Origin of the sequence: Metasolibacillus sp. FSL H7-0170, assembly GCF_038593115.1 — a bacterium.
GTDB classification, from domain to species: Bacteria; Bacillota; Bacilli; order Bacillales_A; family Planococcaceae; genus Metasolibacillus; species Metasolibacillus fluoroglycofenilyticus.
The window spans coordinates 1,261,956-1,277,000 of sequence record NZ_CP151964.1; the positions used below are offsets into that span (position 1 = coordinate 1,261,956).

Below are 15,045 nucleotides of genomic sequence, written 5' to 3' on the forward strand. Positions count from 1 at the left end.
GTTGATTATTACATTACACGCTTGAACATTTTTTCTAGCTCATATGTTGAAAAGTGAATTAAGACAGGACGTCCATGTGGGCATGTAAATGGATTTTCCGCCTCTCTTAAATCATGCAACAGCTGGACCATCTGTTCATTTGTTAAATAATAGTTTGCTTTAATCGACTTTTTGCAGCTCATCATAATGGCTGCTTCCTCACGCAATTTTTTAATATCTGCCTTACGTGTCGTAAGCACTTGCTCGATTAATTCCTCGATAATTTCTTGCTCAAAGCCTTGAGGGAACCAAGTCGGATGCTCACGCACTACGAAGGAATTTTGCCCAAACGGCTCTAAATAAATACCGATTTCCTGTAAGCCTTGCTGATGCTCCATTAAACGTAGCGCCTCATCCGCTGAATAATGAAAGGTTAATGGTAGAAGTAGTGCTTGACGCTCATTAGCATTGACCTCGCCTACTTTCTCGCGATAATATTCATATTTTATTCGCTCTTGAGCAGCATGCTGGTCAATTAAATAAAAGCCGTCCTCCATTTGTGCAACAATATATGTGCCATGGATTTGCCCGATAACATCAAGCTGCGGAAACGGTGTCTTTTCCTCTTTAGGTAGCTGCAGTTCCACTACAGGCTCTTCAATCGTTAACTCTGTTATATGCTCCTCTATAACTGGCTCTATTGTTAAGGGCTCCTGACTTTCCTTCAATTGAATAGGTTCGCCTTTTAATGGAGCCTGCTCCAATCTATTGTCATTTAATTGACCTACTATTGCTGCCATCTTTTCTTCATTAAATGACGGAGCTGGCTTCCACATATTCAACTGCTCACTTGGTAATTTTTCAAGTTTTTTCGGCTTTGTTGCCAATGGGACACGAACAACCTCACGCACTGCTTCACGGATTGTTTGCTCCACTAATTGTAAAAGCTCAGCTTCCTTACTTAAACGAATTTGATGCTTTGCTGGGTGAACATTGACATCTGTTAGCTGCGGATCACCTTCAATGAATAATACTGCAATCGGGTAGCGTTCGATAGGTAAATACGTGTGAAATGCATCAACGACTGCCTTCTGTACTAAATAATGCTTAACCCAGCGCCCGTTTACAAATACTGAAATATAGTTTTTCGAAGCGCGTGTCAGCTCTGGCAATGTAGCAAAGCCATAAATTTTATAATCATTTGTTTCTCCTTTGAACGCAAACATTTTCTTCGCATTATGCGCCCCGTAAATTGCCGCTAACACCTGTTGAACATGCCCTCGTCCATTTGTTTGTAGCTGTACTTGCCCATTATGCACAAGCTTAAAGGCGATATGTGGATTACCTAAGGCCAAGCGATTTAACAAATCAAGCGAATGACCAAGCTCCGTTTGCACAGTTTTTAAATATTTTAATCGTGCTGGTGTATTGTAAAATAATTGCGCTACTGTAATATCAGTTCCTTGTCGTAATGCCGCAGGCTGTTGACTTTTAATATGTCCACCTTCAATATATAATTGTGCCCCGTTCTGACCGTCAGATGTGTTCATCGTCATTTTGCAAACAGATGAAATAGAGGCCAATGCCTCACCACGGAAACCAAGTGTGCGAATGCGGAATAAATCCTGCTCCTTTTCGATTTTTGAGGTAGCATGTCGCTGGAAGGATTTCAACGCGTCCTCCTCATTCATCCCACTGCCATTATCGACGACTTGGATTGACGTTAATCCAGCCTCCTCTAAAAACACTTCAATCGTTGTTGCACCCGCATCAATCGCATTTTCTACAAGCTCTTTGACAACAGATGCAGGACGCTCCACTACTTCCCCCGCCGCAATTTTATTGGACAGCCATTCATCCATAATATGGATTTTCCCCATTCGCGCTCACCTCTACTTATTCAATAATTTTTGTTGTAATTCATGCAGTAATGTCATTGCTTGTAGCGGGGTTGTCCCCATTATATTTACTTTAGCTAACGTTTCTAGCACTTCCTGTTCTTCCTGCTGCTCTATGAAAAGCGATAACTGCTCTGCTACTACTGGTGGCGTAGCAGCTTCCTCCTTCACCGCGTTTATTTCCTGTGCCTCAAATTGTGTTAGTAGCACTCTTGCGCGTTCAATAATAGGCTTAGGCATTTCTGCTAATTCTGCGACATGCACACCATAACTTTTATCTGCCGCTCCTTCTTTAACTTTATGCAAAAAGACCACTTTACCATCGCGCTCCGTCGCACTTACATGGACATTTTGTAGACGCTCTAAGTCACGCTCGAGCTCTGTTAATTCATGATAATGTGTCGAGAATAGTGTATTTGCGCCGATTTCCCGATGAATATATTCCATCATTGCCTGTGCTAAGCTCATACCATCATATGTTGATGTCCCACGCCCTATCTCATCAAATAATAGCAAGCTATTTTTTGTTGCATGGGTAATGGCATATTGAGATTCTAGCATTTCTACCATAAAGGTCGATTGTCCTGCTGCTAAATCATCCGCTGCACCGATACGCGTGAAAATTTGGTCAGTAATCGGTAAATATGCCTCTTTTGCTGGTACGTAACAGCCCATTTGCGCCAAAATAACGGTTATGGCAACTTGCCTCATATACGTACTTTTACCAGACATATTCGGCCCTGTAATAAGCATCATATTTCGTGCATCTGGCAATACACAATCATTCGGCACGTATAATTGCTTATTCAACATTTTTTCAACAACCGGATGACGTCCCTCTTTAATTGTCAATGCGCGCCCGTCATGGAATGTCGGACGAGTAAAATGGTATTTTTCAGAAATAAGGGCGAAGCTGATAAATACATCTAATTCACTTATTTCAGCCGCCAGTGCTTGTACACGTGGAATATATGCCTTTAATTCGTCGCGCAATGCAACGAATAAATCATATTCGAGCGCTAAGCTTTGCTCTTCAGCATTTAAAATCAAAGCCTCTTTTTCTTTCAGCTCCTGCGTAATATAACGTTCTGCATTCGCTAATGTTTGCTTGCGCTCATAGCGCGTTAAATCAACATTGCTGTAATTCGATTTCGTAATTTCAATATAATAGCCAAAAATGCGGTTATAGCCGATTTTTAAGTTTTTAATCCCTGTTAGCTCACGTTCCTTTTGCTCAAGCTGAGCAATCCAATCCTTGCCATTGCGTGAAGCATAGCGCAACTCATCTAACTTTTCATTGTAGCCATCCCGAATAACATCCCCCTCTTTAATGGCAATCGGTGGATGGTCAGTAATCGCTTCTCCTAGTAACTGCTCCACTTCCTCGCATAAATCAAGCGCTTCACCTAGCTGACGTAACGGCTCCTTTGTACTTACCAATAGCTGCTCACGAATGGCGGGTACTTGGCGCAATGATTCACGTAGCTGTGCTAAATCTCGTCCACCAACATTACCAAATGCGACGCGCCCCGCTAAACGCTCTAAATCATACACTAGCTTTAAACGCTCACGCAGCTCCTCACGGATGAAAAAATCTTCTAATAAATGCTCTACAATTGTTAAACGCTTCTCAATTTTAGCCCGCTGAATAAGGGGCTGATGCAGCCATTGCTTTAATTTCCGCCCCCCCATCGCAGTGACAGTTTCATCAAGCAACCATAAAAGTGTACCCTTTTGGTCGCCCCCACGGATTGATTGCATAAGCTCTAAATTACGCTTTGAATTCGCATCAATCGATAAATAATGATTCATTTCAGTAAATTGGAATGATTGAATATGTGTAAGCGAACGCATTTGTGTGCGTTCAATATAGCGTAAAAGCTTGCTGGCAATAGGCTTCACATTTTGCGGTAAACCTGCGGTAAATTGCTCCGCCTGTTGCATTTCCTCATGCTCAACGGATAACACAATATTTAAAGTTTGCGCCATTTCATCAGCCTCTAAATTCAAAGCCTCTCCGACAATTAATTCACGAATCGCGTAGGATTGCAGTTGCTGAAATAATGCTTTAATATCGCCTTCAATAACTGTCGCTGTCGACTCACCTGTTGAAATATCTAATGTCGCAAAAGCAATTTGCTGCTCCGTTATATATTCTGCTGCCGCAATAAAATGATTCGTTTTACCATCAATCGTTTTTCCCTCTGTAATTGTCCCCGGTGTAATAAGCTGGACAACCTCTCGCTTCACGACACCTTTAGCTACTTTGGGGTCTTCTGTCTGTTCGCAAATCGCTACTTTATAACCTTTTGAAACAAGTGTTTCAATATAGTTTTTAGCAGAATGGTGGGGCACACCACACATTGGAATTCGCTCCTTACTCCCCGCATCACGGCTCGTCAACGTAATTTCCAACAATTGTGATGCCTTCTCTGCATCCTCAAAAAACAGCTCATAAAAATCGCCTAAGCGAAAAAATAAAAACGCGTCCTTATAATCTTCTTTTATCATTAAATATTGTTGCATCATCGGCGTGTATGTAGTCATGTAAAAAACCCTCTTTTAATCAATTTCTATAGTCATTACTTCTATTATATAAAAAAAACATCTGTTGTGCATGCTCACCCCTTTATTAAGAAGAAAAATGCACGATTATCTATTGAGGTTGGAGTATAGAGGGAAGGGGTTTTTATATGGTTTTTGCAAACTTTGATGACTTATCTGCGATTTTCCACAACTAAATGCTCCAAAAAACAAACAATGGCTGTTTGAAAAGTGGCATATTCGCCTACTTTTCAAACAGCCTCCCTACTTCGTTTATTGGAAAGATGATGATTCTTTTATGTGACGGATGTGTGAGGAGCTTGAGCTTCCTAGTAATGATGATGAACTTGAGGAGGATGAGCTAGAGGAGGATGATTCTGCAATCTCCCATTCATCCTCAAACTCTAATGGATGAACATGGATGCAGACAGTCGTTTCACCAATTAGCTCGACTAAAAACTCCCGTTCAATTGTTACTTGGAACTTATCACCACTTACAATAATTGCCTCAACACAGTTTGGTTGCTGTAACACATGTGTATGAACATCATTCGTGTCCTGCACCTTTTCATCGCGATAATGTAATTTAATGCGGTCACGATATGTTATTGTTTCTGTGTAAACAGCCGTTTTCGAATGTTGATTGTAAGCATACCATACATTAATATCAAATTTCCCTGACACCTCAACAAAATTTCCATTCTTTTTCGCTTGGTAATGGTGATTGATTACCCAGCATCCTAAAATACTCGTTGGAACATTTGGCGGACATAGCGTTTCAACACTCTCAGTACGCTTCTTTCCCTTCGCTACAACAGCCTTTGTCACAATTTGACGTAATCGTTTCAACGAAAAATCCCCCTTCCTATGTGGCTCGCCATAGTTTATGCGGCACTCGCCTAAATGGTGCTAGGAAGGGGGGAAATGTTCATTTTGAAAATTCTCTTTAGCGATGTTTCAAAATACTTGAGCCCGCTATACCTGGATGTGTCATTTCATACGGGTCTAAAATAAGGTCGAGTTGCTCAGCCGTTAATACACCTGCTTCAATACATAGCTCGCGAATAGAACGTCCTGTTAAAATTGCTTCATTCGCTAGGCGGGCTGCTGTTTCATAACCGATATGTGGATTCACCGCTGTTAAAATACCGACGCTTTTTTCTACATATTCTTTCATGCGCTCTTCATTGGCTTTAATATCTTTTAAGCAATGCTCCGTGAATGCTTCGAATACATTATTCATAATGCTTAATGATTGAATTAAATTGAATACTAATACTGGCTCCATTACGTTTAATTCTAATTGTCCAGCTTCTGAAGCCATTGAAATTGTATGGTCGTTACCAATGACTTGGAAAGCTACTTGGTTTAATACTTCCGGCATAACTGGATTCACTTTACCCGGCATAATCGAAGAGCCTGGCTGGCGTGCTGGCAAAAAGATTTCGCCAAGCCCTGCACGTGGTCCAGAAGCCATTAAACGTAAATCATTTGAGATTTTTGACATATTAACCATACAAATTTTTAATGCGCTTGATACTTCTGTATATGCATCTGTATTTTGTGTTGCATCAACTAAATGTGTTGCACCTGTTAATGGGAAGCTAGAAAGCTCTGCTAGATGGCGGTCTACGGCTAAAATGTAATTAGGCACAGCATTTAAGCCTGTTCCTACTGCTGTTGCTCCCATATTCACTTCATATAAATGCTCACGTGTTGCAGCAATACGTTTAATATCGCGGCTAATCACACGGCTATATGCTTCAAACTCTTGTCCAAGTCGAATTGGAACGGCGTCTTGTAAATGTGTACGCCCCATTTTAATGACATGTGCGAATTGCTCAGCCTTCATTTCAAATGTATTTTGCATATGCTGCATTGTTGCAAGTAATTCTTCAATTAGGCTTAAAATTGCGATATGAATGGCTGTTGGGAAGGCATCATTTGTCGATTGTGACATATTGACATGGCTGTTCGGACTAATCGTTGCATAATCGCCTTTTTCCTTACCTAAAATCTCCAATGCACGGTTCGCAATTACTTCGTTGGCATTCATATTAATCGACGTTCCGGCTCCACCTTGAATTGGGTCTACAATAAATTGCTTATCCCATTTTCCTTCGATAACCTCATCTGCAGCCACAACGATGGCTACACCTAGTTCCTTTGGTAATAATTCAACTTCCATATTACCTAAAGCTGCTGCTTTTTTGACAATCCCCATTGCACGAATTAACGAAGTATGTAGTGATAAACCTGTAATAGGAAAGTTTTCGGTTGCACGTAATGTTTGGATGCCATAGTACGCATCTCTCGGTAATTCACGTTCTCCTAGAAAATCTTTCTCTACACGCATTTGCTGTTCCATAAAGTATCCCCTTTATCTAATTTCGATATCTGTTTCATCTAATTTTGATATCTATTTAACATGATAGTAGCCAATTTTTATTACGTTGTAAACAGTATTTCGCTTTAATTCGTAATTTTTTGTACGCATTAACAATTACACCGAGGTATAATTGCGTCTAGATTTTTTTGAGCTGTTCGGTGGAACCGTCACGCCCTACTAACCTGCATTACACTGGTCCTCCTTCAAAACCAGTGATCTTATAGGCAGCCACAACTGAAATTGTCGTTTTAAATCAGTGTTCGCAAAATTTCAAAGATGAGTCTTTTCAAAAAAATTGCCTGAAAAGCAATGCATTCGCACGCCCTTCAGACACCTCTTCTCTTAGTTTTCCTGTGAATCTAGCAGTTGCTCTACCTCTGCTAAAGTCATCGGCTTGTAGTAATAATAGCCTTGTCCTACTTGGCAACCTATTTTTTGTAGCTCTAAATGTTGCTCCTCTGTTTCAATCCCTTCAGCAACAGATTTCATATATAAATTTGCTGATAATTGAATGATTGTACGCACAACTGCATTCATTCTTTCATCTGATAAATGATCGATAAAGCTTTTATCGATTTTTATTTCATCAAACGGCAGTTCTTTTAAATAGCCTAAAGATGAATAGCCTACACCAAAATCATCAATTGACATCGCAATACCAAAAGATTTCAGCTCGTTAATAATCTTCTTCGCCCGCATCATATTTTCAAGCTCTACACTTTCGGTAATTTCAAATTTAATGTAGCGTGGCTCGACGCCATATTCAGTAATAAGTTGCTTCATGTTTTCTACAAAATACGGATCATAAAAATGGCTTGGTGATATATTAACTGCAATTTGATACATTTTTTTACCTGCATCTTGTCTCGCTTTTTGCCAAGCTAAAATCCTTCTTAAAATTAGGCGGTCGACTTTATGAATATTACCGGTGTTTTCTGCAACAGGAATAAATATTGCAGGCGATACAAAGCCAAGGCTTTCTGAAAACCATCGAGCTAATGCTTCAAAGCCTTCAATTTGCCCTGTTTGAATATTTATCTTTGGCTGAAGTACAGGCATAAATTCTTGATTTTTTAATGCATATGAAAAAGATGAAAGAACGTCCATTTCAAGTTGTAGCGTTTGCACGCGAGATTCATCATACACTTTCATCGTTGTACCTGCACTTTTTAAAGCAACAGATAAAGCCGTATCCGCGTGCTTTACCGCCTCGGTGCTTAAAATAGTTTTACCATAGTTGGATGTGCCAATTTTCAATGTAATATAAACGCTTTTCCCTTCAATTGTAAAAGGTTCCACAATGATTTCCTGTAAAAGCTTGTCTAGCTCATCATCAATTGCATATTTGCTTGCTAAAATAACGGAAGAGTTCGTGTATCGGGCAATGAGTGCATTTTCAAATGCGGGTATTAGCATTGCTCGTTGCGCCAGTTGCAATAATAGCGCATCGCCCCCTTGTCTTCCGTATAAATCTACAACTCTCTGATACTCCCCCGGCTCAATGATACAAATAACCCCATTGTAGTCTTCATGATAAAATTGATTCAACTCGTTTTGAAACAGTGTAAAATTTGGTAATCCTGTCTTTTCATCATAATAGGCTAGCTGTAAAATTTCCTTTTTTTGATTGAAATATTTCAATGCAAGTGTAACAATTGGTGCCACTCTATCTAAAAATTTAAGCTCATTTGGACGCGGAAACTTTATAGGCTCGATAAAAAATAACGAGAATATGCCTGCAAGCTCTCCTTCAGGCGTTTTGATTGCCTGATGCCAAATTGCTTCTACCCCATTTTGTCGTAATATATTTACCCAGTCACCCGATTGCTTCGTTAAATCTTGAATAACATAACGCTCTGTCATAATATTTTGCAGAAAATGACTATAGTCTAAATTCATTTGATCGACCGAATTAAAAATTTTCCTTATTTTTTTCGGCAATGTATTTGTAGCCACTAAGTTCAAACGGTTATCCTCAATTAAAAATATACATGTATAACTTTTCTTTTGTAATGTTGTAGAAATATGTCGGCAAAGATGCTCAAAAACCTCAGCAATATTCGCCCCCTGCTCTAGCTCTGAATAAGCCTCACGCTCAACAGCAATTAAAGCCTCCACATTAATAGAATCTGTAATATCTCTAGTAGCAACTATGTAAAATTGTACAACACTTTCATTATCTCTTATAGGGAGAATGGATAATTCATTCCAAAAGGCCGTTTGATCCTTGCGATAATGGAATATTGATAATTTCAGCGATAAACCTAGTTGGAGACTTTCTAAAATAAGTGCCTCACTGTTTGCATCTGTTAATGGACCTTTCAGTATTGTTAATGTAGAGCCAATGAGCTCATCATGACTATATTCAGTCATACTCACAAAAATATTATTGGCAAATATAATCCGATGTTGCTGCTGTGCATCTAAAATAACTAATCCTGATTCAAATTGCTTTGCTACTTGGCATAACCCAAAATACAATTGTCCTCTATCAACTGTGTTATTGTTATTTATATACATTGGCTACCCTTCTTTTCGTTTAATCAATTATGCCTCTACATAATTATGATTAGATTTTTTCCGAGCTCGAAAAGCTTCCCAGCGAGCATCCATTTTTCGCTGAATCAAGATAAATGTATCAGACTTCCACAAATTTCATTAGTCCATTTTACTTATTTATAACATGTTCCACTCTGTTCGACAAACCATTTGGAATTAATTATGTACTATCCTGCATTATTGATGACAATTTATGAATAAAAACAAAGGGATACGATAAAAACAGATTTTCCTCTGCCTTTCTCGTATCCCTTTACACATATACTATATTTTTATGAGCAGCTACCCGGCACGCTATTTTCAACCTTTGAGCCTGTTTCACCGCGCAGTAAATCGCCGCCTGTTGAGGCAATAATTTCGTTTGTTACCTCATTGGCAATAGCATTGGAAACTAATTGAAGCAAATCATTTACATCCATTTGTGACTGCTTAAATTGTTGCACTACAGGGATTTCGTCGATTTCCTGCTCAATGCCCTCAATTTTACCTTCAATCATATTTAGCGCCTTTTCTTTACCTAAATGTTGGAAATTTACAGCTTGCTTTTGTAATGTTTTTAATGAAGCGATTTTTTCTCGCACAAATTGGTTTTCATTGATTTGTGCCTCTGCTTTTTTGAAAAACTCTACTTCCTCTGTATTGGCAATCATATTGGCAATCTCTTTTGCCTTTGCGACGATTTCATCTTTTGTATAATATGTTGTCATTAACTATGCACCTCATGTCGTTTTACAATTTCTACAAACTCTCCGCGTAATGAATAGCTTTTTGCTTCCATAATTTTCACTTTTACTAACTGCCCTACTAAATCCATAGGACCTTCAAAGTTTACGAGTTTATTTTTACGTGTATAACCAGCTAACACATCATCGCGTTTTTTACTGCTACCTTCTACAAGCACCTCAACAAATTCACCTTCAAGCTTTTGCAATGCTGCACTCGAAAACTCTTCAACAACTGCATTTAAACGCTGCAAACGTTGTTTTTTTACTTCCATAGGTACATTGTCAACCATTTTCGCAGCAGGTGTTCCTTCACGTGGCGAATAAATATACGTGTAGGCCATTTCAAAGCCTACTTCGCGATATAAGTCTAGCGTCTCTTGGAACTGCTCCTCCGTTTCATTCGGATAGCCAACAATAATATCTGTGGATAAAGCAACATCTGGCATCGCTTCTTTAATTTTACGTACTAAATCAAGGAAATGCTCTCGTGTATATTTGCGTGCCATAATTTTCAAAATTTCATTCGAACCTGATTGTACAGGTAAGTGAATATGTTCTACTAAATTGCCACCTTTCGCTAAAACTTCGATTAAATAATCATCGAAATCACGTGGATGGCTTGTCGTAAAGCGAATGCGTGGAATATCAATTTTCCGCAGCTCGTCCATCAAATCACCTAGACGGTAGTCAATATCTGTGAAATCTTTACCGTAGGCATTGACATTTTGACCGAGTAGCATAATTTCTTTATAGCCACTTGCTGCTAATTCACGCACTTCTGCAATAATTTCTTCTGGTCGACGAGAGCGCTCTTTCCCGCGTGTGTATGGTACGATACAGTACGTACAAAATTTATCACAGCCATACATAATATTAACCCATGCTTTAATCGAACCAAGGCGCTGCTTCGGTAAGTTTTCGATTACATCGCCTTCCTTTGACCAAACTTCAATGACCATTTCCTTCGACATATACGCTTCTGTTAAAATATTTGGTAGTCGATGGATATTATGCGTACCGAATACCATATCCACATGTTGATACGTCGTTAAAATTTTATTAACAACCGATTCCTCCTGTGACATACAGCCACACACGCCGATTAGCATTTCTGGATTGCGGCGCTTGTATTTCATTAAGAAGCCAAGCTCACCAAACACTTTATTTTCTGCATTTTCACGAATCGCACAAGTGTTTAATAATACGACATCAGCTTCTTCAATGTTCTCTGTCGGCTCGTAGCCAAGTTGCATGAAAATACCTGCCATTACTTCTGTATCGTGCTCGTTCATTTGACAGCCATATGTGCGAATATAAAATTTGCGCCCATGACCCATATTTAAAAACTGCTCGTCAATCGTAAAATCCTTATGATATTTTATCTCTTCTTTACCACGCTTTTTCGCATCTTTTAAAGAAGGAGCTGTGAATACTTTTTCAAAATATTTGCTATAATCCTTTTCAGCAGCAGGCTTTGGTTGATTTACTTGTTTGCCTGCTAATCGTTGTTCCTCATTCATCGAGCCCATATACTCCTTTCAATTGATTTCGTGCATACGAATATCCATTACACTATTATAGCGAATTTCCTAAGAAAGAACACTATTCAGGCTTCAATTGTTAAGGACTTTGTGTGAATTTTTTGGTTTATACACTACGCATAATGTATTAAAACAGTGCATTTTACAGTGTCTTTTCCATTATTCCTATATATATGTTGGCTAGCTCCGTCAAAAATAATCGAATCTTCACTTTTCACTTTAAAATATTCGTTGCTATTTAGTAGAATCCGATTCCGCAGCGTTTTATTCTGGCAGGCCATTAACGAATCAAAATCACAAAATCCAAGGCGGTGGCTATTTAATGGACTTGCCACTATTAGATAAAAATTTAATTGCAGACTTCATATTACTGACTAGGAAGCTACACAAACGGCAAGAGATTCAGTAAAGGTGAAGCGATGAAAACATTTATTTCAATGCGGTGTCAAAACAAAATGGACCTTTTCACAACTCCGTTTCTTGGGTTTATTCCTCGTTCCCCCAAAAACGCTTGTATTCCTGTGGTTTGTTGTCCTTTAAAATCGCTAAAAATGTAAAGCCGAGTTGGGCAACTGACCACCATTTCATATTATAATGATGCTCAAATTTGTAGCGTGACATTGAAAAGACATCTTTAAAAATGGTTAGTGCATCAATGCCCCGCTCCTGCAAGTAAACTAAAAAGCCTAAAAATAATGTGTGGTCCTTGACTTGGAGCTGCTGCTTATTGATTAAACGTTCTAATTGCTGTGCCTTATAATAGCTGCCTTCCACTGAACGCTGTAATTGGGTCAATTCCTTTTGCTCGTACCTTGTAATAAAATCTATAACGTTCGTCAATTCCATCACACCTCAATTCATTGCTATAGCTTTTATTATACAATGAATTTGTTTAGTGCATGCGATAAGGAGCGTGTATTTCTAGAAATTTGCTTAATTTGCTCATTCATATTTGTTGTAATTTCTAGCTGTTGTGCTGTTTGTTGGGCAATTTGTTCCACTTGCGCACTATTTTCTTCAGATATTTGCGTTAGCTCCCTTGATTGGTCTGCTACGTTTTGAGCATATTGTGACATTTTTTCAATTGTGGCAGAGACATCTGCGATATGTGGCTCAATATGCTCGATACGCGCTGCGATTGTTCGGAAATTATTAGCCGTTTGTGTTGTTACTTGAATTCCTGAATGAACTGCTTCATTTGCCACTTCCATCATTCCTACAGCATCTTTTGTATCTTCCTGTATCGTTTTAACAATTGCTGTAATTATTTTTGTTGAATCAAGTGATTGCTGCGCCAGTTTTTTAACTTCATTTGCAACAACAGAAAAGCCTTTTCCTTCCTCGCCTGCTCGTGCTGCTTCAATTGCGGCATTGAGAGCAAGCAAGCTCGTATTATTAGCAATTGCTTGAATAATATCGACAGCCTGTGAAATTTCCTGTGATTGCAGCTCAAGCTTGCGCATTTTCGCATCTGTTTCAACCATTGCCTGTTCAATTACTTGCATTTGTGACATATTCATTGCGATTTCTTGCTCACCTTGTCTCGCCTGCTTAACCGTCTCGACAATATTTTCCTTCATTGTTTGCACGCGATTAGTAATTGTCGTAATATTGCTTGCTACCTCTTGTATCATCGCCGTGTTTGATGTTAAATGTGTTGTTGATTCCATAATGCTGTGCGTTATGCCATCTGTATTTTCGGTCATTTGCTGAGTAGATTCAGTCATCGTTTGCGAGCTTGTACGAATATTTTCGTTTGCTTTTTCGACAGAGCTTGCGCTGCTGTTAACTACTTCTAATAAGCCCTTCACTTCTTCGACCATCTGATTATAGCAAAGTAGCAGCTCCCCAAGCTCATCACGCGATGTATATACTGCCTTTTGTGTAAAATCGCCTTGCTCCGCACGCTTTAATAAATCTTTTAATTGTGATGTTGGCTTACGTACAGACCTTGAAGCAGTAAAGCTTAAAATAAGTACGAGCACCACCATCATTAGTGAAATAAATATAATAATGAAATAACCTCTATGTATGTCCTTTTCATAATTCGTGATTTGCTGCTCTGTACGAGTAAGTACATAATCAATTACCTCTTGTACAGTGGCTTCATCTATTTCCGTTTTCATCTGCTTTAAATAAAAATCCATTTTTGAATCAAATGCTAAATAAGGGGCCTCATTTATTAGTGCCTGCGCTTCCTTTGTTTGACCTGCTATAGTGAGTGCTTCTGCCGACTTTAACACATACATTCCTTGCACCTTTTGCTCATATACTTGCTGAGCATGCCATTCCATTTTCCGCAAATAATCAATACAAAAAATAGCAATAATAATATTTGAAACAACGCAAACAAGCATTAATAACATTAGCTTGTCCTTTACTTTAACATATTTCATTTTATATGCTCCTTTTTTACTATCTAAAACAAGCATATACGAATTGTATAAATTCGATGTAAAGGCAATGTTAAGTGTTTGTATAGAAGTAACATCAAAAAAGTGTCCCACAAGCCGGCTATTGCACGACTTGTGGGACACCTCCCTTACATAAATTCTTTTACTAGCTTATTGAATTGCTCCTCTGACAAGCTAATATCAATATCCGTCAACGGTAGCTCTGAATAGCCTGTTACTTTTTCTTGATAAGAAGTTGTTTCTTGGTCATGGTAAATAATACCTGTCACAAGTCCCTCTTTTTCCATAACTGTTTGCATTGCTAATGAACGGTTTGTGTAGTCATAGTCTTCAATATCAGAAAGCTTTGTTAAATTTTCTTTAAACCAATCATATGTGTTTACTTTATTATAAGTCACACATGGTGAGAAAACGTTAATAAATGAGAAACCTTTATGATTTAAGCCCGCTTCAATTAACGCTGTTAGCTCTTTAATATCTGTTGAGAAGCCTTGTGCTACAAATGTCGCACCGCTCGTTAAAGCAACTTCCAACGGCTTTAATGATGGCTCAATCGCTCCACCTGGCGTTGATTTCGTTACAAATCCTGCCGCTGAACGTGGAGATGTTTGACCTTTCGTTAAACCATAAATTTGGTTATCCATAACGATATACGTTATATCAATATTGCGGCGAATTGCATGAATTGTGTGTCCCATACCAATTGCAAAGCCGTCACCGTCACCACCTGATGCGATAACTTTTAAATCTTTGTTTGCCATTTTTAAGCCTTGTGCAATTGGTAAAGCACGACCATGAATACCGTGGAAGCCGTATGAATTAATATAGCCTGAAATACGTCCAGAGCAACCGATACCAGATATAACCGCTAATTCGTGTGGCTCATAGCCTACATTTGCAGCCGCGCGTTGAATTGCCGCTTGTACTGAGAAGTCACCACAGCCTGGACACCAGTTAGGCTTTACTGAGTTACGAAAATCTTTAAATGTTGCCATG

The 15,045-nt window shown here is 38.8% G+C and carries 10 protein-coding genes; all 10 read right to left on the minus strand.

The window, feature by feature from the left end; translation table 11 throughout:
• Positions 1–8: 8 nt before the first annotated feature.
• The 10 genes from mutL to MHH70_RS06095 all read right to left on the minus strand — a co-directional run bounded on the left by mutL (position 9) and on the right by MHH70_RS06095 (position 15,044).
• Positions 9–1,859 (minus strand): DNA mismatch repair endonuclease MutL, encoded by a 1,851-nt coding sequence (gene mutL, locus MHH70_RS06050; protein ID WP_342472822.1) that lies wholly within the window; start codon positions 1,857–1,859, stop codon positions 9–11.
• A gap of 12 nt (positions 1,860–1,871) precedes the next feature.
• The gene (gene mutS, locus MHH70_RS06055; protein ID WP_342472823.1) at positions 1,872–4,424 is read right to left on the minus strand and encodes a DNA mismatch repair protein MutS; all 2,553 of its coding nucleotides are present in this window, start codon (positions 4,422–4,424) and stop codon (positions 1,872–1,874) included.
• A 270-nt stretch (positions 4,425–4,694) separates the two neighbouring features.
• Complete coding sequence (gene cotE, locus MHH70_RS06060) at positions 4,695–5,270, minus strand: outer spore coat protein CotE (RefSeq protein WP_066171240.1); 576 nt, start codon at positions 5,268–5,270, stop codon at positions 4,695–4,697.
• A gap of 97 nt (positions 5,271–5,367) precedes the next feature.
• Positions 5,368–6,789 carry an aspartate ammonia-lyase gene (aspA, locus tag MHH70_RS06065; protein WP_066171243.1) on the minus strand — a complete coding sequence of 474 codons (1,422 nt, stop codon included), beginning with the start codon at positions 6,787–6,789 and terminating at the stop codon, positions 5,368–5,370.
• Between the two features lie 363 nt (positions 6,790–7,152).
• Positions 7,153–9,330 carry an EAL domain-containing protein gene (locus tag MHH70_RS06070; protein WP_066171246.1) on the minus strand — a complete coding sequence of 726 codons (2,178 nt, stop codon included), beginning with the start codon at positions 9,328–9,330 and terminating at the stop codon, positions 7,153–7,155.
• 311 nt (positions 9,331–9,641) lie between these two features.
• A complete protein-coding gene (locus MHH70_RS06075; protein ID WP_066170257.1) occupies positions 9,642–10,076 on the minus strand; it encodes a RicAFT regulatory complex protein RicA family protein in 435 nt (144 codons plus the stop codon).
• Positions 10,076–11,614: a tRNA (N6-isopentenyl adenosine(37)-C2)-methylthiotransferase MiaB gene (miaB, locus tag MHH70_RS06080; RefSeq protein WP_066170255.1), complete on the minus strand. Its 1,539-nt coding sequence runs from the start codon at positions 11,612–11,614 to the stop codon at positions 10,076–10,078. Before miaB ends, MHH70_RS06075 begins: the two co-directional genes overlap by 1 nt.
• Before the next feature lie 507 nt (positions 11,615–12,121).
• Complete coding sequence (locus MHH70_RS06085; RefSeq protein WP_066170253.1) at positions 12,122–12,475, minus strand: hypothetical protein; 354 nt, start codon at positions 12,473–12,475, stop codon at positions 12,122–12,124.
• A gap of 35 nt (positions 12,476–12,510) precedes the next feature.
• On the minus strand, positions 12,511–14,031 hold the full coding sequence (locus tag MHH70_RS06090) for a methyl-accepting chemotaxis protein (protein ID WP_342472824.1): 1,521 nt from the start codon (positions 14,029–14,031) through the stop codon (positions 12,511–12,513).
• 146 nt (positions 14,032–14,177) lie between these two features.
• Positions 14,178–15,044 (minus strand): 2-oxoacid:ferredoxin oxidoreductase subunit beta, encoded by an 867-nt coding sequence (locus MHH70_RS06095; protein WP_066170244.1) that lies wholly within the window; start codon positions 15,042–15,044, stop codon positions 14,178–14,180.
• Position 15,045 lies beyond the last annotated feature (1 nt).